Here is a 19,994-nt window from a genome sequence, read left to right as displayed (position 1 = left end):
AAGCTTCCTATGATTGAACAGAATAAAGACGAAGGTGCTCCTGGCCCCAGAAAGATGCACCGGAGAACCCTGCTCGGTGGTATGGCAACGGCTGCGGTGGTGCTGGCCCAAACCGCTAACGGCAAGACGTTTCAGGCCGGTGTAACCCGTTCAGAGCTGGTGTATCCCGAAGACCCGACGAAGGTACCCGGCGTTCCACCTGGCACTGTAGGCACCCGGTCTCCGCACGTCAAACTGGCCAAGCTGCCATCGGAAACTTCATCCCGAACCCCCTTGCAGGATTTATTCGGCACCATTACCCCTTCCGACCTCCATTTTGAACGGCACCACAACGGTGTTCCGGCCATTGATCCGGCCCAGTATGAACTGGTTATTCACGGTATGGTTGCCCGACCGATGACGTTTACACTGGCTGATCTGAAACGTTTTCCTTCTGTTTCCCGCATTTGTTTTCTGGAATGTTCCGGCAATTACCGTAGTCAGGACGATGGTAAAATTGCTCCGCAGCAAATTTGCGGTCTGACCAGCCAGAGTGAGTGGACCGGCGTAAAACTTTCTACGTTGTTTCGGGAAGTTGGCGTTGATCCTAAATCCACCTGGTTTCTGGCCGAAGGCGGTGATTCGGCCGTAATGACCCGCAGCATTCTAACAAGCAAGGGTTGGGAAGATGCCATCCTGGCGTACGCTCAAAACGGGGAAGCCGTCCGTCCCGAACAGGGTTACCCGGTCCGGCTGCTGCTGCCGGGTTGGGAAGGCAATGCCAACGTGAAATGGCTGCGACGCCTTGAGTTATCCGATCAGCCGTACCACACCCGGCAGGAAACCTCTAAATACACGGAGGCCATTGGGGACGGAAAAGTCCGGCAGTTTAGTTTTGTGATGGACGCCCGGTCCATCATTACGTACCCGGCTTACCCGGCAAAAGTAGAGAAAGGCTGGATCGAAATTCGGGGCATTGCTTGGAGCGGCCGGGGCAAGATTGCCAGGGTGGAAGTCAGCGTTGATGCGGGCAAGACCTGGCAGCCCGCTGAACTCCAGGAACCGGTTCTGGACAAAGCCCACGTCGCCTTCCGGTATCTCTGGCAATGGAATGGCCAGCCGACTGAAATCATGAGCCGGGCCATAGACGAAACCGGTTACAGCCAGCCGACGTTGAAAGAGTTGATGGCCGCCCGGGGTGGAAACATGGGCTATCACCTTAACCCGATCACGGCCTGGTACCTGCAATCCGACGGCCAGGTGTTGTTCAAAGCCACTTAGCCGGATTGGTAGTGGCAACCTATGGCAAAAAAGAAGGCCGGAAGCGAATCGCTTCCGGCCTTCTGTCTTTTATGGTTTCGTACCGGTTATTTTACTTCTTCAAACGGTACGTCCGAAACGTTGTCCTGCTGACCGGCTGATTGACCGTTCTGACCATTGGCCGGGCCACCCTGACCCGCGAAACCGTCCGCCGGGTTGGGGCCTTGCTCACCGCCCGTGGCGTTATACAGTTCCTGCGAAGCAGCCGCCCAGGCAGCGTTCAGTTTTTCGATGCCAGCGTCAATCGCGGCTGCATCACGGCTGCTGTGGGCCGAGCGCAGTTCGCTCAGGGCACCTTCGATGGCCGTTTTGTTGCCTTCCGACAATTTATCGCCGTATTCTTTGAGTTGCTTCTCCGTTTGGAAAATCAACGAATCAGCCTGATTTACTTTCTCGACTTTCTCGCGTTCGGCTTTATCGGCGGCTTCGTTGGCTTTGGCTTCTTCGCGCATCCGGTTGATTTCGGCATCGCTCAAACCGCTTGACGCTTCAATCCGGATTTTTTGCTCTTTGCCGGTGCCTTTGTCACGGGCCGTTACGTGCAGAATACCGTTGGCATCGATATCGAACGTTACTTCAATCTGCGGCACACCGCGCGGAGCCGGTGGAATACCGTCGAGGTGGAAGCGACCGAGTGAACGGTTCTGAGTCGCCATCGGACGTTCGCCCTGCAAAATATGAATTTCTACGCTCGGCTGGTTGTCGGATGCCGTCGAGAACGTTTCCGATTTTTTGGTCGGAATCGTGGTGTTGGCATCGATCAGGCGGGTCAGAACACCACCCATCGTTTCAATACCCAGCGACAGCGGGATAACGTCCAGCAGCAGTACGTCTTTTACTTCACCCGTCAGGACACCACCCTGAATGGCGGCACCAATGGCCACGGCTTCGTCCGGGTTAACGTTTTTCGACGGTTTTTTGCCGAACAGTTTTTCTACTTCTTCCTGTACCCGCGGAATCCGGGTTGAACCACCCACCAGAATCACCTCGTCAATCTGGCTGGCTGACAAACCGGAGTTTTTCAGCGCCCGGCGGCAGGGTTCCAGACTCCGTTGAATCAGCGAGTCGGACAGTTGCTCAAATTTCGCACGGCTCAGCGTCCGAACCAGGTGTTTCGGAATACCGTTCACCGGCATGATGTACGGCAGGTTGATTTCCGTCGAGCTGGAGCTTGACAGTTCCACTTTGGCTTTTTCGGCGGCTTCTTTCAACCGTTGCAGTGCCATCGGGTCCTGACGCAGGTCAATGCCTTCGTCATTTTTAAACTCCTGCGCCAGCCAGTCGATGATTACCTGATCGAAGTCATCACCACCCAGGTGCGTATCACCGTCGGTTGATTTCACTTCAAACACGCCATCACCCAGTTCCAGAATCGAAATATCAAACGTACCACCACCCAGGTCAAATACGGCGATTTTCATATCCTGGTGGGTCTTATCCAACCCGTAGGCCAGGGCAGCCGCCGTCGGCTCGTTGATGATCCGTTTTACATCCAGACCCGCAATCTGACCCGCTTCTTTGGTGGCCTGACGTTCGGCGTCATTGAAGTAAGCCGGTACCGTAATAACGGCTTCCGTCACGGTTTGTCCCAGGTAATCTTCGGCGGTCTGCTTCATTTTTTGCAGAATCAGGGCCGAAATTTCCTGAGGTGTATATTGCCGATCGCCAATCCGGACGCGTGGGGTATCGTTGGGGCCACGTTCTACCGTATAAGCAACCGAGTTGATTTCATTCTGAACTTCGTTGTACCGTTTCCCCATGAACCGCTTGACCGACGAGATCGTGTGTTTAGGGTTGGTGATAGCCTGACGTTTTGCCGGATCACCGACTTTCCGCTCGCCGTTTCCGTTGTCCATGAAGGCCACAACCGATGGAGTAGTCCGACGGCCTTCGCTGTTGGCGATTACCACCGGCTCGTTTCCTTCCATGACGGCTACGCACGAGTTGGTTGTTCCTAAGTCAATTCCTATAATCTTTCCCATGATACTTTTTACGAATGTCTTGCTTTAGTCGTTTGACAAACTACAATGCTTATTAAACAACATCGGTGCCAGCTCCGAAAAAAGCTCAAAAATGTGACAGATTGACAGCTAAAGCTGACTGAATGGCCTTTCGAAATTCCTTTATTCCCCCATTTTCTGACACGATGTAAACTGCCGATCCGACACAGGGGTTGCCAACGGCCTTAAATCGCTGTGGACACCGGCAACAGTAAAAAGGCGGATTTCACAACCCGCCTTTCTTTCTAATTCCCAAATAAACCGCCGAGCATTCCGCCTAATCCGCCACTGCCAGACTGGTTTTGTTTGGTGCCACCTCCTCCACCCATAAAACCGCCCGCCACACGCATCAGATCACTCATATCCAGTTTGCCATCGGCCATTGCGGAACTGGCAGCCCCCATCCAGTCGACGCCCTGCTGACCGGTTGCCTGGCCCAGAATATCGTTTCCATTCACGCTTGAATCGTTCGAGTCCCGCGCTTTGTTCATGAATTTGTTCAGCACCATCGGCACCACCATCGTAGCAATTGACATGGCCACCTGGGGTGATATCCCCAGCCGCTCCATCAGGCTTTTCTGCACATTTTGTTGAACACCCTGCGTAACCGGACTCGTGCTCACGTTCGCGTCGCTTCCCTGCCCCGTCACCATGCTCAACAGACTGGCCAGGTTACCACCCTGCGCCTGCTGCTGCAACCCGCCCATGATACCACTCGAAATGGCCTGTACGGCGTCTTCATTCTGATGATTCGGAATAGCCGGGTTGTTAATGACTGCATCGCCCGATTGCTGGCGAATTAAGTTCATGAGGGTCTCCATCATGGTTGAAAAAAGTTTGATTGGTAAAAAATACCGTGAATAACAGGACAACCTGTTTCTTTGTAAGTGTAACTAACCGCAAAAGAATCAGTTTTATTAAGACGGAATTATTTACGGATTGTAACAGATGCCAAGCGAAGAACCGACTCCCGAATTTTCTTTTTCCGAATTGCTGAAGGATCTGTATTATCCCAGCGAGTCCGACGAACCCGTTGATTTTGTGAACGTTCCGGTTCAATTCGAACCGCCTTTAACAATAGGGCATGTGCGGGACCTGTTGCTGATTACACCAGAAATTTACGTGGAAGAAATACCGGAAGCGGCCTTCTGGGAGCCGGTCGTGATGGATCAGGACGGGTATGAAGAGGAGGAAAAAAGAAGAACGGTCCGTTTTGCTGAATTACGGCAACAGATCGAGTCGATTTTAATGAATCGGCAGGTTTTTCGGGTGGGCGAAGTGGAAGTTGCCCTGTATCTACTGGGGCGGAAAGCCGACGGCTTTTGGGCGGGACTAAAAACGACGGTCGTGGAAACAACCTAAAAAAGCAGGCAGCCCGTCGGGACTGCCTGCCGTATTATTTATTTCACAGTTTCAACAACGGCTTTGAAAGCCTCAGGGTGATTCATGGCCAGGTCAGCCAGAACCTTTCTGTTTAACTCAATACCGGATGCGTTGATTTTTCCCATCAATGCCGAATACGAAAGACCGTTTAGACGAGCACCGGCGTTGATCCGCTGAATCCAGAGGGCGCGGAAATCCCGTTTCTTCTGGCGACGGTCGCGGAACGAATAAACGAGTCCTTTTTCAACTGCGTTTTTCGCTACCGTCCAAACATTTTTACGACGACCAAAGTATCCTTTGGCCAATTTCATTACTTTCTTGCGACGTGCCCGAGAGGCAACGTGGTTCACTGAACGTGGCATTTTTTAAGTTGTTTGTTTTTGACGACAGGCGACAAAATCAGTGAAGAGTTAAAAGTTATGAGTGAAGAGTTAGCCTTGCGCTATTGAAAACTCTTAATTCTTAACTCTTAATTCTTAACTCCTTTGTGCTTTGGGCCTGTAATCGGGTTGAACATGAAACCGTGCGGAAAACCGCGAAGACCGGGCAATTACGCCAGGCCGAGCATTACCTGAATCCGACGCTCATCACCTTTGAACACCAGCGCATCGTGAACGAGGTTACGCTTGCGTTTGGTTGACTTTTTCGTCAGAATGTGGCTGTGGAAAGCGTGTTTCCGCTTAATTTTTCCGGTACCCGTCAGCTTGAACCGCTTCTTGGCGCCCGAGTTGGTTTTAATTTTTGGCATTGTTGTAAACAGAAAAGTTGCTGATTGTGAAACAGGCCGCAAAGATAGGAAAAATAAAGGAGAAAAGGAAAAATAACACAAGAGAGGAATAAAGCGGGAAAACGATCGCGATTAGGCCATCGTTCCGTCTCTATTCCTCTCCTGCGTTATTTCAGGTATATCTTACTTCTTCGGTGCAAGCACTTTCGGAGCCAGGAACATGGTCATCCGTTTGCCTTCCAGTTTGGGTTCAGATTCTACTTTTCCGATGTCTTCCAGTCCTTTGGCAAACCGCGCCAGCAGTTCGACACCGCGCTCTTTGAAAACAATCGAGCGGCCGACAAACTGTACGTAGGCTTTTACTTTGGAGCCTTCTTTCAGGAAGCTAATGGCGTGTTTGAGTTTGAATTCGAAATCGTGATCGTCGGTGTTCGGACCGAACCGGATCTCTTTAATAACGACTTTCTGAGCCTTCGCCTTGATTTCCTTTTGCTTTTTCTTCTGTTCGTATTTGAACTTCGAGTAGTCAACAATGCGGCAAACGGGCGGAACGGCATTCGGCGATATCTCGACAAGGTCCAGATTCTGGCCCTGAGCCAGGGCCAAGGCCTGCTGAATATCGTAAATGCCCTGTTCGACGTTTTCACCTACTACCCGAACCTGGCGGGCTTGAATACGGCCGTTGATCCGATACGGTTCTTCGACCACACGCGGGGGGCGCATGGGTCTGCGCTGTAATGCCATAGATAATGTTTAGAGTTGAAAATAAGTCCGCTAAAGCGGTTGATTACGTGGCTATAACGTAATGTTGTTTATAAAGTTTCCGGTAAAATAAAGATTTTGACTATCCGGAACAAATTTTTGACTCAACAAGGCAGAATGACCAATAAAAAACGGTTCTAACGGTGATCCAATTGCATTTTCATTGGTTATTCTGCCTTGTTCCTTCTTCTTAAACAACGGGCGCCGTTGTCGGTTTGATTTCGTTCTGAAAAAACTCAACAAACTCCGTCAGCGACATCGAACCAACATCTCCTTCGCCTTTGCGACGCACGGAAACCCGGCCTTCCGACTGCTCTTTGTCGCCCAGAATGAGCATGAACGGCACTTTGTTCAGCTCGGAATCCCGAATCTTGCGGCCAATCTTTTCGTCGCGGTGATCGACGTACCCGCGAATGTCGTTTTCCTGCAACAGCAGGAAGACCTCGTTGGCGTAGTCTTCGTACTTCTCCGAAATCGGTAATACCGCAATCTGATCCGGCGACAGCCAGAGCGGAAAATTCCCGGCGGTATTCTCGATCAGAATTGCAATAAACCGCTCCATTGAACCAAATGGTGCCCGGTGAATCATAACCGGACGGTATTTCTGGTTGTCCGAACCGGTGTACTCCAGTTCAAAGCGTTCCGGCAGGTTATAATCGACCTGTACGGTTCCCAACTGCCATTTCCGGCCCAGGGCGTCTTTGACCATGAAGTCGAGTTTAGGGCCGTAAAAAGCCGCTTCGCCCAGTTCCGTTACGGTACGCAGTCCTTTTTCGGCGGCTGCTTCCACAATAGCGGCTTCGGCTTTTTCCCACACTTCGTCCGATCCGATGTACTTCTGCTTGTTTTCCGGATCGCGCAGTGAAATCTGGGCCATGTAATCGTTGAAGCCGAGCGACCGGAACACATACAGCACCAGATCAATCACCTTCATGAATTCATCCTTCACCTGATCCGGCCGGCAGAAAATGTGGGCGTCGTCCTGCGTAAAACCGCGTACCCGGGTCAGGCCGTGCAGCTCCCCGCTTTGTTCGTAGCGGTATACCGTTCCGAATTCGGCCAGCCGCAGCGGCAGATCGCGGTACGAACGCGGCTTGGTTTTATAAATCTCGCAATGGTGCGGGCAGTTCATGGGTTTGAGCAGAAACTCCTCGCCCGCTTCCGGTGTCAGGATGGGCTTAAACGAATCTTCACCGTATTTATCCCAGTGGCCCGACGTTACGTACAACTGCTTGGAGCCGATGTGCGGAGTAACCACCGGTGAGTAGCCCGCCCGCACCTGGGCTTTTCGCAGGAAATTTTCCAGCCGCTCGCGCAGCATGGTTCCTTTCGGCAGCCAGAGGGGCAGCCCCGCTCCTACTTTCTCCGAGAACGCAAACAGTTCGAGTTCTTTGCCCAGCTTGCGGTGGTCGCGTTTTTTGGCTTCCTCCAGTACGTGCAGGTACTCGTCCAGTTCTTTCTGTTTCGGGAACGTTACGGCGTAGACCCGGGTCAGCATCTTGTTTTTTTCGTCACCGCGCCAGTAGGCTCCGGCCACGTTCATGAGCTTGACGGCTTTGATAAAACCGGTGTTCGGAATGTGTGGTCCGCGGCAGAGGTCCGTAAAATTCCCCTGCGTATAGAACGTGATGGTACCGTCGTCGAGTCCTTCCAGGAGGTCGAGTTTATAAGGGTCGCCTTTCTGCTCGAAATAGGCCACGGCTTCGGCCTTGCTGATGGGCTGACGCACAAACTCCTGTTTCTGGCGGGCCAGTTCGAGCATTTTATCCTCTACCTTCTTAAAATCTTCCTGCGAGAAATGCTGGCCGTTCAGATCAACATCATAGTAAAACCCTTTCTCGATCGGCGGACCAATACCAAATTTGATACCCGGATACAGCTCTTCGAGAGCTTCGGCCAGCAAGTGAGCTGAGGAGTGCCAGAATGTCGCTTTTCCTTCGGAATCGTTCCACGTCAACAGCGTAACCGTTGCATCCGTTGTGATGGGGCGCGTTGCGTCCTGAACCGTCCCATTTACTTTGGCGGCCAGTACGTTGCGCGCCAGCCCTTCGCTGATGCTTGTAGCAATTTCCAGACTGGTTACTCCGTTGGGGTATTCCCGGACACTGCCGTCGGGCAGCGTAATACGAATTTGGTCACTCATTTTAGTATTGATTTATGCATTGGTATTTCAAGTGGCAATTTTCCACAAAAGGACACTGAAAGCAAGGAAAGTGATTAATTTCTGGTTGAATCCCGCCCAAATCGGGACCGGGGCTGAATCATCTTCATGCGAACGCGCGTTGTGTCCAGCACCGTACCGGAGTTAGAGGTGCCGTTCGATGCATCCTCCGAGGATGGATCGGTTCCGTACCCATACTCGTTCCGCTTACGAACCCGCCAGTAGCCGTAGTAGGCCTGCTGATCGCCCGGGTTCTCCTGCATGGCTAACGCATAAAGGCTAACGGCTTGTTCCCACTGCCGCATCTGTTCGTAGCACATGGCCCGGTAGAAATTGATCCGGGGGTATTTCGGGTCCATTCTCAGAACCTGATCGAAATGAGCCAGCGCCTGGGGCATATTCCGTATCTTCATCATAACCAGCCCCGACTGCAACTGGGCCGACACCATCGTGGGCTGTAGTCTCAGCGCCTTCTGATAATATAGATAGGCACTGTCTTCCACCGACGTCTGCTGATAAATCCGGCCCAGAGCGTACATCAAACCCGGATCGTTCGGAAAATAAGCGGTTCCGCGCTTGTTGTAAGCAATGGCCGCGGGGTAGTTTCCCCGAATCGCGTGAATAACCGACAACTGAACGTAGGGTTCCAGAAAACGCGGTTTCAGCGTCAGCGCCCGGTTATAGAACGATACCGCCCGGGCCGTATCCCCCGATTTGGCGGCTACCAGTCCGTTCAGGTAGAACGCTTCGCCTTCATACGGAGCCATTTGCAGGGCTTTTACCAGGTAAAACCGGGCGCGATCCAGTTCCTTCTGCTGTTGCAGCAAATCCCCAATCACAATGTAAAGTTCCGGGGTGTTTACGCCCAACCCTTCGGCCCGCAGAGCGCTTTCCAGCCCGTCTTCGTACAACTGCCGTTTTCGCAGGACCTTGGCTTTGACAAAATGATACCGCCCTTCGTTCTCTTCCCGGTCCAGAGCCTCGTTGATGTCGGAAAGGGCTTCGTCGGTTTTTCCGAGATCCATATACAGCGCGGCCCGTTTGGCATAGGCCGATGCCGGACCGCTCTGGTTAATGGCCCGCGTCAGGGCTTCCAGAGCCGCCTGATTCCGGATGTCGGCCGAATTTTGCGGTACCGTCGGAATACGGGTATGCCGTTGATCCTCGTCGGAACAAGCCACCAGAAAACAACACCCCATCAACCACCAGAGGCCCAACAATCTGCCCATCCTTTTTTTCATGGAAACCGTCAATTCCCGCCCGTACCAATGCCACAAACCGGCATCAGCACGGCGGTATTTCCTACTGCAAATATAGTTTTTAGATGGAAGAAAACCGATAAAAGACGCCCAGCGGAAGGCGTTTCGCAAAACCGTCGATGAGGTACAATTCGCCAAATTCGGTGTTGGGGCGCTCGCCAAAATGAGCGCGCATCAGGTTTTCGAGAATCAGCGCCGAGAAGCCGAGCGAATACAGATTAATGATCAGAAAATAGTTTTGCCGATCCAGTAATTCCGCACAAGCCTGAAGCAGTTCGCTCAGGTGTTCTTCCAGCAGCCACTTTTCGCCCTCGGGTCCGCGACCGTACGCGGGCGGGTCCAGAATCAGACCGTTGTAGGTGTTGCCCCGCCGAACTTCGCGCCGGACAAACTTCAGGGCATCTTCCACCACCCAGCGAATGTTGTCGAGTCCGCTGGCTTCCATGTTTTCCCGCGACCAGGAAATGACCTGCCGCACCGCATCAACGTGGGTTACATCGGCCCCGGCCTGCCGGGCTGCCAGTGAAGCCGCTCCGGTATAGGCAAACAGATTCAGAACCCGTGGTTTTTCGACCGGCAACTGCTTTACCTTCTGATGAATATAGGGCCAGTTAACGGCCTGCTCCGGAAAAATTCCGACGTGTTTAAACGAAGAAAGCGACAGTTTGAAGTTCAGATCCAAACCGTTCGAGCGGTAGGGAATAAACCATTTTTCGTCCATTGCGGAACGCAGCACCCACTCGCCTTTTTCCTGCGATCCTTTGTCGCGTTTGAAAACGGCATGGGAACGGTGTTGCCAGTCGGCGTCGGGCAATGACTTGGGCCAGATGGCCTGCGGTTCGGGGCGGCTGAGCACAAACGAGCCAAACCGTTCCAGTTTTTCAAAACCACCGGTATCAATCAATTCGTAGGAAGACCAGCTTTCGGGAGTAAGTAGTTCGAGTTGGTTACGTTGCATGCGCCAGGGCTAAAATACACTCAAATTCATTGGGGCTAACGGGCACCACCGATAGCCGGGATTGCCGGATGAGGGCCAGATTTTGTAGCAGCGGTTCGGCTTTAAGCTGTTGCAGCGAAACCCGTTTTGGGAAAGCCGTGACGGGTTCCAGTTCAACAACCACCCAGCGCGGATCGTCCGGCACCGTCGGATCGGGATACGATTCGCAGCAGACCCGGGCCAGTCCGACCACTTCCTTGCCCGTTACACTGTGGTAGAACAGCACCTGATCACCCACCCGCATGGAAGCCAGGTTATTACGCGCCTGATAGTTTCGCACACCATCCCAGACGGCTTTTCCCTGTTTCACAAAATGATCCCACGAGTAGGCGTCCGGTTCCGACTTAACAAGCCAGTAATTCAATGGATTGGAGGATTGCAAGGATTGGATTGGTTAATGACGGCAAGGATTAATAATTATCGAAGTCGTCGCCGTAGCCCGAACCGTATTCGTCGCGCATGTGATCGTCGTCCAGTCCTTTGAATTTCAGTCCCTTTTTGATGAGCGAGATTTGCCCCGAGTGGTAGGTGTCGTGGTTGATCACCCCATGCAGCATATCATAATACGTATAATCGCGACCGGGAACGATGTCTTCCAGGAATTCGTCATCATCGCGCTTGTCGAGTTCGTTGATCAATTCTTCCTGGCTCAGACTCAGTTCCATCTGGAGGGCTTCCCACTCAAAATCGTCGATCGTCTGAAACGATCCGAAGTTTTTCTCCGGGGTTGTAATATCGAAATCTTTATCGCCCTGCATTTTCTTGACACAAAAAATGCGCCAGCTCGTCATGTGAAAAACCAGTTCCGCAATTGAGTGTGTGTTAGGCGTCAGGCGGTGGCCGGCCATTTCGGGCGAAACGCCACTCAATACTTCCACCAATGAGGGGCCATGCCAGGCTTCTTCGCCTTCGTAGGTTGTATTGAGCAAATCAATGATTCGTATTAATTCGTCGTTCTGTACCATTTTCTAATGGATATGATTTGGGGAGGAAGATACCTTCTTTCTCTTTTTTCAACAAAGGTAAGAGGGTTTGTTCATTATTCATTACATCCCTATTTAGTTTATCAAAACCGGTTAAATATAAATTATTAAAGAATCTTCATTAAAACATACGGTGCGTCTAGTTTACACAAATACACATCATTAGTTTTTCCTGATTCTTTTCTACGCCTTCATTTCCACTCGGTCAGATTCTTCTAAAAATAGAACATTACAAAGATGCTGACCGGAATATTACATTACGGCTTGACATTTGTATAAGCAAACAATAGATTTGAACTATTGAGCGGTAGCTCAGTATTACTACTCAAAGAGTCAGCCTCCTCTTTGTGTTCGATACATAGTTCACAAATCTCTGTAACTATTCATCTTATGAACACTAACCGTCACACCGACGAGGAGCTGGTCCAGTATTATCTAGCGACTCAACAAAGCGATTATTTTGGTCAGCTTTACAAACGTTATTCCAACAAGGTATACCGCCGATGTCTGACCATTACCAAGGACCCCACTGATGCAGAAGATTACATGCAGGATATTTTTATTCGGGTGATGTCGGGCTTACACAATTTCAAGGGAAAATCATCCTTTTCAACTTGGTTGTACACCGTATCAACAAACTACTGCATGGACCGTATGAAAATGGGCCGTCGTCAGACTGATTGTGTGGAGTTGGATGGTGAAATCATGAAAACCCTGGCCGAAAACAACGACCATGCCGGAATGGAAGAACGGTATGAAATGGTGGATCTAATCCTGAACAAAATTGCCCCTATTGAGTCGAAGTACCTGCGAATGAAGTATGAAGAAAACATGAACATCAAAGAAATGGCTATACTATTACAGGTAAAGGACAGCGCCGTAAAAATGCGGCTGAAACGGGTCCGTGATAAAGTCAAAGACATCCTGATTTTTTACCAGCGGTATTAATTTTACGAACGCGAATCCCGGTAGTCTGGCAATGATGGCGCATTTCCAGGCTGCCGGTGTTACATTTTCTCACAAACGCTGCTGCTACCGTTTCCTGCCAGATACCTCCTCTTTCTCTTTTTGATAAGGCTCGACTCCGTTTTTCCGCAGGAGCTGGCCCGTTTGCCCCAGGCAATCATTTCCAGAGCAGACGGGTTTGGTATAAAAACCGCCTGCCCGTCTGTTTCGAGAATCATTTCCAGGTTGTCCAGGTTATATAGGGTGCAAATACCGGGAAATAAAGCGCGTTTAGCCGTTCAAACCGAACCGGGTTTTGACAGTTTTTAATTTTCAACGTAACTTCACGCCATGAAGCGCATTCACATTCGTACGGTATCGTTGACCGCCATTATTTTGCTGACGGCCCTGAGTCGGCTGCTCCCGCATCCTTATAACTTTACGCCTGTTGCCGCCCTGGCCCTGTTTGGCGCGGCCACATTTGAGCGAAAATCACTCGGCCTGATCATTCCGCTGGCGGCAATGCTGCTGAGCGATGTGCTGATCGGTTTCCACAGCGGCATGGGTTCCGTCTACGGAACATTTGCCGCGATCTGGGCGCTGGGGCTGGTATTCTTACGGAACATTACCGTAACCCGGGTAGCCGGTGTCTCGCTGTTGTCGTCCGCCTTGTTCTTCCTGATTACCAACTTCGCCGTGTGGTACGGAAGTCCTTTTTATCCCCAGAATCCGCAGGGTTTGCTGGCCAGCTACGCGGCTGGTCTGGCATTTTACAACGGGCAATCGTTTTTCCTGAACGGTGTGCTGGGCGATCTGACATTTAGCGCTGTTCTATTCGGCAGTTATTATCTTCTCCAGCGGCAGTTCCCGGTTCTGAAAATGGCCCGGTAACCACGGTTACCCTACATCACAATAGATTACAGCGACCGTACCTTTTTAAGGTACGGTCTTTTTTTTACAGCTAACCTGCTTGGAATCAGGATGCGGTCACCATCCCAAAACGGCGGCTAACAATAAACGGGCGGATTTTTCAGTTTTATCGTCGAAGCGTTGAAGAATATGTGTCGCCGAATCCTGCCCATCGTTTTTGTTTTGTTTGTCAGTGTTGGACTAAAGCCCCCAACTACGGCATTTCTGCCCACCGATCATTACAGCCGGATTGATGCCTACGCCCGCAATACGCCGGACTCGTACGCCCGCAGTATCCCCGCATTATCGGATTACCTGACGGCTCCGGCCCGCACGGATATGGACAAAGTACGGGTGATTTACGCCTGGATGGTTTCCCATATTCGCTACGATATGGCTGCCGTCAATAACCGGAGTTCGCAACGGTATTACTCCGAATTTGAATATGCTAACCGGGTGTTGCGCCAACGCAAAGGGCTTTGTACGGGGTATGCCCTGCTCTTTAAATACCTGCTCAAACGGGCCGGTGTTGAAGCGATCACCATCCGGGGCTACGCCCGAACCGAAGACCGCGAAGCGGGCCATCCGGTCAAGATGATTGACCACGAATGGAATGCCGTCAAGATTGAGGATGAATGGTACTTGCTGGATCTGGCCTGGGCCGTCACCACGGCTTCAGAGGGTGCGGGCAGCAACGATTTTTACTTTCTGACCCCGCCGGAACTCTTTGTATCGCAGCATTTTCCGACCGACCCACGCTGGCAACTGCTCAGTCAGCCACTCAGCAAAAGCGAATTTGACCGGTTTCCCAAGCTCTATGATCCGTACTTTCAGTTAGGTTTCAGCCCCACTTTCCCGCGTGATGGGCAATTACGGGTGCAGGGAACCGCCGGGTTAACCCTACAAAATGAGCAATCGGTAGAGTACCTTTGCACCATCAGTCGATTCGGCCAATCGAAGGGAACCGAAGTTCCGGTGACGGTTTCGCGTTCGGGCGCCCTCCAGCATCTTCAGTTTCAGGTGCCCGTCCGGGGCTGGTCAACCCTCCACATTTTTGCCCGACCCCGCGGCTATTCCCGCGTTCGGAAATACGATTGCATTGCGTCGTTCTCCGTTTATAATTCGTAGAAAAGATAAAAGAGCAAAGACAAGAGACAAAAGACTTCCATCTCTTTCTTCTCTTGTCTCTTGTCTCTCCTCTTATGTCTCTTTTCACCGCATACTAATCCGCAGATTCCGGAAGGCGTCCATTCGGGCGTAGCTCTTTTCGCGCATGACAACGGTTGTTTCCGGGCCTTCGATAATGGCCGGTCCTGATAGTGTATCATCCGAGCGAATACCGGCGCGGTCGTAAATTGGGCATCCGCAGGGCGTCAGATCTTTTTCGTAATACACCGAGCGGTACCCTTTCAGGGCGTAAAAGTCGCCCAGTCGCCGGGTTGGGTTGTAGTAACCGGCCCGTTGCATGGCTTTGGGTATTTGCCAGTCGGGATCGTTTTCGGATAAAACCAGCAAGTAGCCCAGCGCTGACGATACGCCCGCTCCGACCGGAACAACCATCTGCGATATGCCCACCAGCCGGGCAATCTCGCAGGCATGGACCGGCCCCGCGCCCCCGAACGCCAGCAGGCTATACGATTCCAGATTCCGGGTATGAGCACCGGTCAGTTTACGGATGTGATCCGCAATGGTCGCATCAACTCCTGAGGAAACCCGCATGGCCGCTTCTTCCACCGAAATATTCAGGGGCGTTGCCAGGTGTTTGAGGATGGCTTTTTTCGCCAATTCGATCTTTAACGGGATGGCGCCATACAGAAAATAGTCTTTGTTCAGATACCCCAGCACCAGGTCGGCATCGGTCAGCGTGGGCAGATCGCCCCCCCGGTCAAAGCAGGCCGGGCCGGGGCCGGGCGTGGCGTGTTCAGGCTGTAAAACAGGTTCCCCCTTGTCGTTAAGCCCAATGTAACTGTTCCCTCCGATCGGAAGACTCAGGCCGTACTTCTCAAGCGACTGGTCGAGCGTATCCATCGACCGGGCCGACAGTTCTGTTTGCAACGATAAAAACGCAGAAGCGCCCCCGATCCGGAGAACCACCAGATTTTTCTGCTCCATCTGTTCGCCAAAATACCGTCCGGTCATCAGACCACCGATCCGGGGCGACATAATGGCTTCCGGGTTTTCGGCGGCTTCGTGGATTCGCAACAGTTGCCCGTGATTTGTCACCAGTTGCAGCGGACTGGGCCAGCCAGCGGCCAGCAGCTGCTGTTCCAGATCACGGGCGCAGTTGATGGCCCGATCCGGTGGCATCTGCACACTGATTCCCACCACCAACGCTTCAATGTCGGCAATTTCAATCTTACACTCCATCACGAAATACCTCAGGTCTTCCACCAGATTATGGATTGAGTCATGAATCGTGGTCGGTATTTTTTTGATGGACAACCGTCCGGTGTCATCCAGTATGACGAAATCTGTAAAAGTTTCTCCCAAATCAATGCTAAAACGGTATCGACTCATGATAATCGGACGGGGTTTACTTCGATGTTATACGCATTTCGGTTATCCGCCATTTACCGTCCGGGCCCTTACGGAGCTGGCTGGTAGCCGTAGCAGTTTTAGGCACCGCACCCGTTGTTCCGTCCGGCGCAATCGTATAGACTTCCACGGCCTGAGCCTGATTCTCATTAATTTCCAGCTTCCGGACCCGGTAATTCCGATAGCCCAGTTTGCCGGTGGAGGTCTGGTATTCTGTCGGCGTTTTCATATGACCGTCGATATCGGCAATGCGGGCCTCTTCGGTAAACCAGGCCGTCAGTTCGCTGGCCGCTCTTGTTCCGGGGTTTAAAACCGCCATTCGGTTTTTAAGCAATACCAGGATTGAATCGCGTTCGGGATACAGTTTGGTGGTCGTAGTGCGGGTTTCGATTCGGCGCAACCGTCGCTGGGTTTGTTCCGACGAAGCCTTCGACGAATCAGGCGAGGTCTGCTGGGCCAGAACCGGCCCTGTCGTGATCAGTCCAAGCAGCAGCGCTAAAAACTGTATTTTCATCGTTAATTCAGGTTGATTCGTTAAAAACAGGCCCTCCGTTCTGATCAACGAACGGCCTTAAAAGTAAAGTTTTTCAGCTAACCGAAACGTGTTGCAATGCGCTTCTACAATGTCCGCAATCCGGGGTGAATAGCCACCGCCCATCGATACCGTCACCGGCAAACCGTGCTGACGGGCCAGTTCAAATACAAAGGCATCGCGTTGTTTACAGCCTTCGCGGGAGATGTTCAGCTTCCCCAGCCGGTCGGACTCCAGTATATCGACGCCGGAAATATAAAACAGAAAATCGGGCTTTTGTTTTTTTATTACGTCCGGTAAAATAGCGAACAACCGGTTGAGGTAGGCTTCGTCGGTCATTCCGGTCGGTAATTCAACATCCAGATCCGAGTGTTCCTTGTGCAGCGGGTAGTTGTCTTTTCCGTGCATACTAAATGTAAAAACGCGGGGTTCGCGCTGAAAGATAATCGCCGTCCCATTGCCCTGGTGTACGTCCAGATCAATGATCAGAATTTTGCTGGCGAGCTGGTTGTCGAGCAGATACCGGGCCGCTACGGCCACATCGTTGAGCAGGCAGAAGCCCTCGCCCCGGTCCGGATACGCATGGTGGGTTCCGCCCGCGATGTTCAGCGCAACACCGTCTTTCAGGGCAATCCGGCTGCAATCAATGGTTCCCTGCGCAATGACCCATTCGCGGTGTACCAGCCCCTCTGATAGCGGAAACCCGATGCGACGCATCATCACCGCCGGTACGCTCAGCGTTTTCAGTTGCCGAACATACTCCGCCGTATGAACCGTCAGCACCCAGCGGTCATCGACCGGGTCCGGTGAAAAAAAATTATCCGGCTTACATGTCCCTTCGTACAGCAACTGATCGTGAATCAGTTCGTATTTTAGCATAGGAAACCGATGACCTTCGGGTAATTCGTGTCGGTAAATAGAATTATAAGCAATTTTCAACATCCGTCGGTAAGTTAGCGGGCAGTTAGATTTACGTATCCGCTTATGCAAACAGTTATTGTTACGGGAGGAGCGCAGGGAATTGGGCGCGTCACGACGCAGTACCTACTGACCCACGGCTACCAGGTCGCTGTCTGGGAGAACGACACGGAGGCCCTTGAGGAGTTTTCGGGAACTCTGAAGGCGTCGAACGCGAAAGCACAGGTTATTCATTGCGATATAACCTCCGAAACCGCCGTCAAAAACGCGGTCCGCGCTACCCTCGATCGGTTTAGGCAGATCAATCACCTGATCAACAATGCCGCCATTATGGTGGAGAAGCCGCTCGACCGGTTTTCGCTCGAAGACTGGAACAACGTGATTGGCACGAACCTGACCGGCCCCTTCCTCTGCGCCAAATATACCGCCCGGCACCTGACCGAACAACAGGGCAGTATCGTTAATCTTTGCTCCACCCGGGCTTTTCAATCCGAACCCGACACGTTTGCCTATTCCGCTTCGAAAGGCGGTATTTTTGCCCTGACCCATTCGCTGGCGATCAGTTTAGGCCCCGCCGTCCGGGTCAACTGCATCAGTCCGGGCTGGATCGATGTATCGGCCCTGAAGAAAAAAGGAAAAGCGCGGAATGAACCGTTACGCCCGGAAGATCATGCCCAACACCCGGCCGGGCGGGTTGGGCAGGCCGACGATATTGCCCGAATGATTTTATTCCTGCTGGATGACGCCAATTCGTTCATTACGGGCCAGAACTTTACTGTCGATGGCGGAATGACACGCAAAATGATTTATGTGCCCTGATGCGGTAACTTTTCTGGCAGGGCCCCGGGTAAATAGATCGGCAAGGTAGCGGAGACTAAAGATAGACCTTCACTTTCCTGCTGATATCAGCAGGAAGTTGAAGCGGAAAAAGAAAAGTTTAAACAGTTTCAATAAGCAGACGGTTTCTACAGGAAATTACGGAAGTTTTTCTAAAAAAATAAGTGCTGATACTTTTTATTGTAAAAATACCTATGTAGTTTTACGCAACAGTACATTCAATTAAGCTTTATCAATTGGATAGCTTTTCAAAAATGGTGCACAATAAGGATACCAATTTACCGAACTACACGGTTATCGAAAACCGTTGGTTGGCAATGGTGAATGAGATCCAGCAACAACATACGACCTTGCTCGATTTGATCGAAAAGCTGGAGCAAAACCCGACTGCTAACCCCAAGACGGTTTTTAAGCTGACCCGACTGCAACAACATGTACTGGATACCTTAAATGTCCTTTTAGCCGAATCTATTTCTGAAGGAGAATCCATTTCGCAATCGCAATTACCGGATCGGCTGCAACGAAAATATACCCACAGCCAAATTCTGGTGCAGCTCAAACAACAGATTGATCAGGAATTAGACCTTCTGAACGTTTAGATCGTACCGCAACACATTCCATTCCCTGGCATTTTCTCTGCTCTAATTATCTATAAATTTCTCTGTCCTACTAATTAAAAAGCCCGACTACCTAGTCGGGGTTTTATGTGTGTACAACAAATAAAAATCACTTTCAACGGGCTACACTTTTACCCGGCTGTTCTTTCCGTTGCAGGGTTTTCCCCTGGTCAATCAACTCCTGATACGTAAAATCTTCATTTCTTATATCATTGATTTCATTATCAACCATTGCCCGGTTGAAAGCCGAACGGCTTGCAGAATCGGCATGTTCAGCCATTACTTCCGAATACTGTTCCTTATTGTACTTTTTGTCCAGCGGATCACAGCTTACCAGCGAGAAAGAGGTAAAAACCGTTAGAAGGACGACAAGAAATCTTTTCATAATAACCAGCATTTTTAGAGTTTCCTTGGTGATTTATGTTGCTTAACCAGCCAACAACCGTTTTTGATTAAAAAACACCGTCTCTAGCCGATAAAACTTACCGCTGGTTTCGTGTTAAATTCCGCTTCACCCCATAAAACGCTGATTTAGGCAAAAAATAACCCCAGCATGTATATGCTGGGGTTCCTATCAAGTTGACTGTATACGTATAAGAAAATTCCGAACTCGTTACACAACCGTTACCAGAATGGTGTCCGGATTGTAGGCGGCTGGTGCGTGAACTTCCAGCCATTCATCAAACTGGATGCGGGCCCCCTCCTCTCCATACGCATAGAAATGGCGGCTTACCAGGGGAGTTCCATTTGCAGTAAAAGCCGTACACCGAAATTTTATTCGGTTGGGAGTACGACGGAGCCTTCGTTCAATTGGTGTCATTAAAAAAGTTAGTTTACGGTAGGTAGAGACTATTCAAAAAATGGAGAATGGGCCAGAGTAACCATTCCTCACGTACATAGCTAGTTCACTCGGCTCCAGCGTCGGATCAGGCCGTTTGTGAACTCCTATTTTCAGGGTCAGTATCTTCGGGGTCGAGGGCGCACTACAGTGCTATTAACTTGAGTCCAGAAGCTGGAAAACCGTCTTATATACGGGGTATTCATCCAGGAAAACGTAGTCATAACAATCTTACGGTAAGCAGTGACAGAGTTGGTTAATTGCTAGCAAAAACTAAACCAACTCCATATCC

The 19,994-nt window shown here is 51.1% G+C and carries 23 protein-coding genes; 7 read left to right on the top strand and 16 right to left on the bottom strand.

The window, feature by feature from the left end; genetic code table 11:
• The first annotated feature begins 9 nt into the window (after positions 1 to 9).
• Positions 10 to 1,260, top strand: coding sequence for a sulfite dehydrogenase (soxC, locus tag LX87_RS10130; RefSeq protein ID WP_111628083.1), 1,251 nt, complete (start codon positions 10 to 12; stop codon positions 1,258 to 1,260).
• 86 nt (positions 1,261 to 1,346) lie between these two features.
• On the opposite strand, the gene dnaK is transcribed toward soxC, so the two are convergent.
• Complete coding sequence (gene dnaK, locus LX87_RS10125) at positions 1,347 to 3,281, bottom strand: molecular chaperone DnaK (protein WP_111628082.1); 1,935 nt, start codon at positions 3,279 to 3,281, stop codon at positions 1,347 to 1,349.
• 263 nt (positions 3,282 to 3,544) lie between these two features.
• Positions 3,545 to 4,108 (bottom strand): hypothetical protein, encoded by a 564-nt coding sequence (locus LX87_RS10120; RefSeq protein ID WP_310587908.1) that lies wholly within the window; start codon positions 4,106 to 4,108, stop codon positions 3,545 to 3,547.
• Positions 4,109 to 4,247: 139 nt separating this feature from the next.
• Here LX87_RS10120 and LX87_RS10115 point away from each other — a divergent pair, with 139 nt between their 5' ends.
• Positions 4,248 to 4,661 carry a nuclease A inhibitor family protein gene (locus LX87_RS10115; protein ID WP_111628080.1) on the top strand — a complete coding sequence of 138 codons (414 nt, stop codon included), beginning with the start codon at positions 4,248 to 4,250 and terminating at the stop codon, positions 4,659 to 4,661.
• Positions 4,662 to 4,699: 38 nt separating this feature from the next.
• Here LX87_RS10115 and rplT read toward each other — a convergent pair whose 3' ends face one another.
• The 8 genes from rplT to LX87_RS10075 form a co-directional block, all read right to left on the bottom strand.
• The gene (rplT, locus tag LX87_RS10110; protein WP_111628079.1) at positions 4,700 to 5,044 is read right to left on the bottom strand and encodes a 50S ribosomal protein L20; all 345 of its coding nucleotides are present in this window, start codon (positions 5,042 to 5,044) and stop codon (positions 4,700 to 4,702) included.
• Between the two features lie 188 nt (positions 5,045 to 5,232).
• Positions 5,233 to 5,430 carry a 50S ribosomal protein L35 gene (gene rpmI / locus LX87_RS10105; protein ID WP_111628078.1) on the bottom strand — a complete coding sequence of 66 codons (198 nt, stop codon included), beginning with the start codon at positions 5,428 to 5,430 and terminating at the stop codon, positions 5,233 to 5,235.
• A gap of 162 nt (positions 5,431 to 5,592) precedes the next feature.
• A complete protein-coding gene (infC, locus tag LX87_RS10100) occupies positions 5,593 to 6,153 on the bottom strand; it encodes a translation initiation factor IF-3 (protein WP_111628077.1) in 561 nt (186 codons plus the stop codon).
• Positions 6,154 to 6,361: 208 nt separating this feature from the next.
• A complete protein-coding gene (gene thrS, locus LX87_RS10095) occupies positions 6,362 to 8,314 on the bottom strand; it encodes a threonine--tRNA ligase (RefSeq protein WP_111628076.1) in 1,953 nt (650 codons plus the stop codon).
• A 74-nt stretch (positions 8,315 to 8,388) separates the two neighbouring features.
• Positions 8,389 to 9,561 carry a tetratricopeptide repeat protein gene (locus LX87_RS10090; RefSeq protein ID WP_170139341.1) on the bottom strand — a complete coding sequence of 391 codons (1,173 nt, stop codon included), beginning with the start codon at positions 9,559 to 9,561 and terminating at the stop codon, positions 8,389 to 8,391.
• 91 nt (positions 9,562 to 9,652) lie between these two features.
• Positions 9,653 to 10,549, bottom strand: coding sequence for a class I SAM-dependent methyltransferase (locus LX87_RS10085; protein WP_111628074.1), 897 nt, complete (start codon positions 10,547 to 10,549; stop codon positions 9,653 to 9,655).
• Positions 10,539 to 10,952, bottom strand: coding sequence for an EVE domain-containing protein (locus LX87_RS10080; RefSeq protein WP_111628073.1), 414 nt, complete (start codon positions 10,950 to 10,952; stop codon positions 10,539 to 10,541). Before LX87_RS10080 ends, LX87_RS10085 begins: the two co-directional genes overlap by 11 nt.
• Before the next feature lie 46 nt (positions 10,953 to 10,998).
• The gene (locus LX87_RS10075) at positions 10,999 to 11,553 is read right to left on the bottom strand and encodes a DinB family protein (protein ID WP_111628072.1); all 555 of its coding nucleotides are present in this window, start codon (positions 11,551 to 11,553) and stop codon (positions 10,999 to 11,001) included.
• Between the two features lie 408 nt (positions 11,554 to 11,961).
• On the opposite strand from LX87_RS10075, the gene LX87_RS10070 reads away from it, so the two are divergent.
• Positions 11,962 to 12,519, top strand: coding sequence for an RNA polymerase sigma factor (locus LX87_RS10070; protein WP_111628071.1), 558 nt, complete (start codon positions 11,962 to 11,964; stop codon positions 12,517 to 12,519).
• Between the two features lie 59 nt (positions 12,520 to 12,578).
• Here the strand turns inward: LX87_RS10070 and LX87_RS28960 are convergent, their stop codons facing one another.
• Positions 12,579 to 12,755, bottom strand: a complete 177-nt coding sequence (locus tag LX87_RS28960; RefSeq protein ID WP_211325289.1) for a hypothetical protein — start codon at positions 12,753 to 12,755, stop codon at positions 12,579 to 12,581.
• 112 nt (positions 12,756 to 12,867) lie between these two features.
• On the opposite strand from LX87_RS28960, the gene LX87_RS10065 reads away from it, so the two are divergent.
• Entirely contained in the window at positions 12,868 to 13,407 is a 540-nt protein-coding gene (locus LX87_RS10065) for a DUF6580 family putative transport protein (protein WP_111628070.1), read from the top strand.
• 168 nt (positions 13,408 to 13,575) lie between these two features.
• A complete protein-coding gene (locus tag LX87_RS10060; RefSeq protein ID WP_146624468.1) occupies positions 13,576 to 14,553 on the top strand; it encodes a transglutaminase domain-containing protein in 978 nt (325 codons plus the stop codon).
• Between the two features lie 84 nt (positions 14,554 to 14,637).
• Here the strand turns inward: LX87_RS10060 and LX87_RS10055 are convergent, their stop codons facing one another.
• The 3 genes from LX87_RS10055 to LX87_RS10045 are packed head-to-tail and all read right to left on the bottom strand — an operon-like array spanning position 14,638 to position 17,434.
• On the bottom strand, positions 14,638 to 15,942 hold the full coding sequence (locus LX87_RS10055; RefSeq protein WP_111628068.1) for a hydantoinase/oxoprolinase family protein: 1,305 nt from the start codon (positions 15,940 to 15,942) through the stop codon (positions 14,638 to 14,640).
• A gap of 16 nt (positions 15,943 to 15,958) precedes the next feature.
• On the bottom strand, positions 15,959 to 16,474 hold the full coding sequence (locus LX87_RS10050; protein WP_111628067.1) for a hypothetical protein: 516 nt from the start codon (positions 16,472 to 16,474) through the stop codon (positions 15,959 to 15,961).
• A 57-nt stretch (positions 16,475 to 16,531) separates the two neighbouring features.
• A complete protein-coding gene (locus LX87_RS10045) occupies positions 16,532 to 17,434 on the bottom strand; it encodes a histone deacetylase family protein (RefSeq protein ID WP_111628066.1) in 903 nt (300 codons plus the stop codon).
• Between the two features lie 42 nt (positions 17,435 to 17,476).
• On the opposite strand from LX87_RS10045, the gene LX87_RS10040 reads away from it, so the two are divergent.
• Both LX87_RS10040 and LX87_RS10035 read left to right on the top strand, forming a co-directional pair.
• Positions 17,477 to 18,229: an SDR family oxidoreductase gene (locus LX87_RS10040; RefSeq protein WP_111628065.1), complete on the top strand. Its 753-nt coding sequence runs from the start codon at positions 17,477 to 17,479 to the stop codon at positions 18,227 to 18,229.
• Positions 18,230 to 18,483: 254 nt separating this feature from the next.
• Positions 18,484 to 18,846 carry a hypothetical protein gene (locus LX87_RS10035; RefSeq protein WP_146624467.1) on the top strand — a complete coding sequence of 121 codons (363 nt, stop codon included), beginning with the start codon at positions 18,484 to 18,486 and terminating at the stop codon, positions 18,844 to 18,846.
• A 133-nt stretch (positions 18,847 to 18,979) separates the two neighbouring features.
• Here LX87_RS10035 and LX87_RS10030 read toward each other — a convergent pair whose 3' ends face one another.
• A complete protein-coding gene (locus LX87_RS10030) occupies positions 18,980 to 19,249 on the bottom strand; it encodes a hypothetical protein (protein ID WP_146624466.1) in 270 nt (89 codons plus the stop codon).
• A 228-nt stretch (positions 19,250 to 19,477) separates the two neighbouring features.
• Positions 19,478 to 19,684: a hypothetical protein gene (locus LX87_RS28560; RefSeq protein WP_146624465.1), complete on the bottom strand. Its 207-nt coding sequence runs from the start codon at positions 19,682 to 19,684 to the stop codon at positions 19,478 to 19,480.
• Between the last annotated feature and the right edge of the window lie 310 nt (positions 19,685 to 19,994).

The organism is Larkinella arboricola (genome assembly GCF_003259745.1).
GTDB classification, from domain to species: domain Bacteria; phylum Bacteroidota; class Bacteroidia; order Cytophagales; family Spirosomataceae; genus Larkinella; species Larkinella arboricola.
This window is presented reverse-complemented; position numbering and strand designations above follow the sequence as displayed.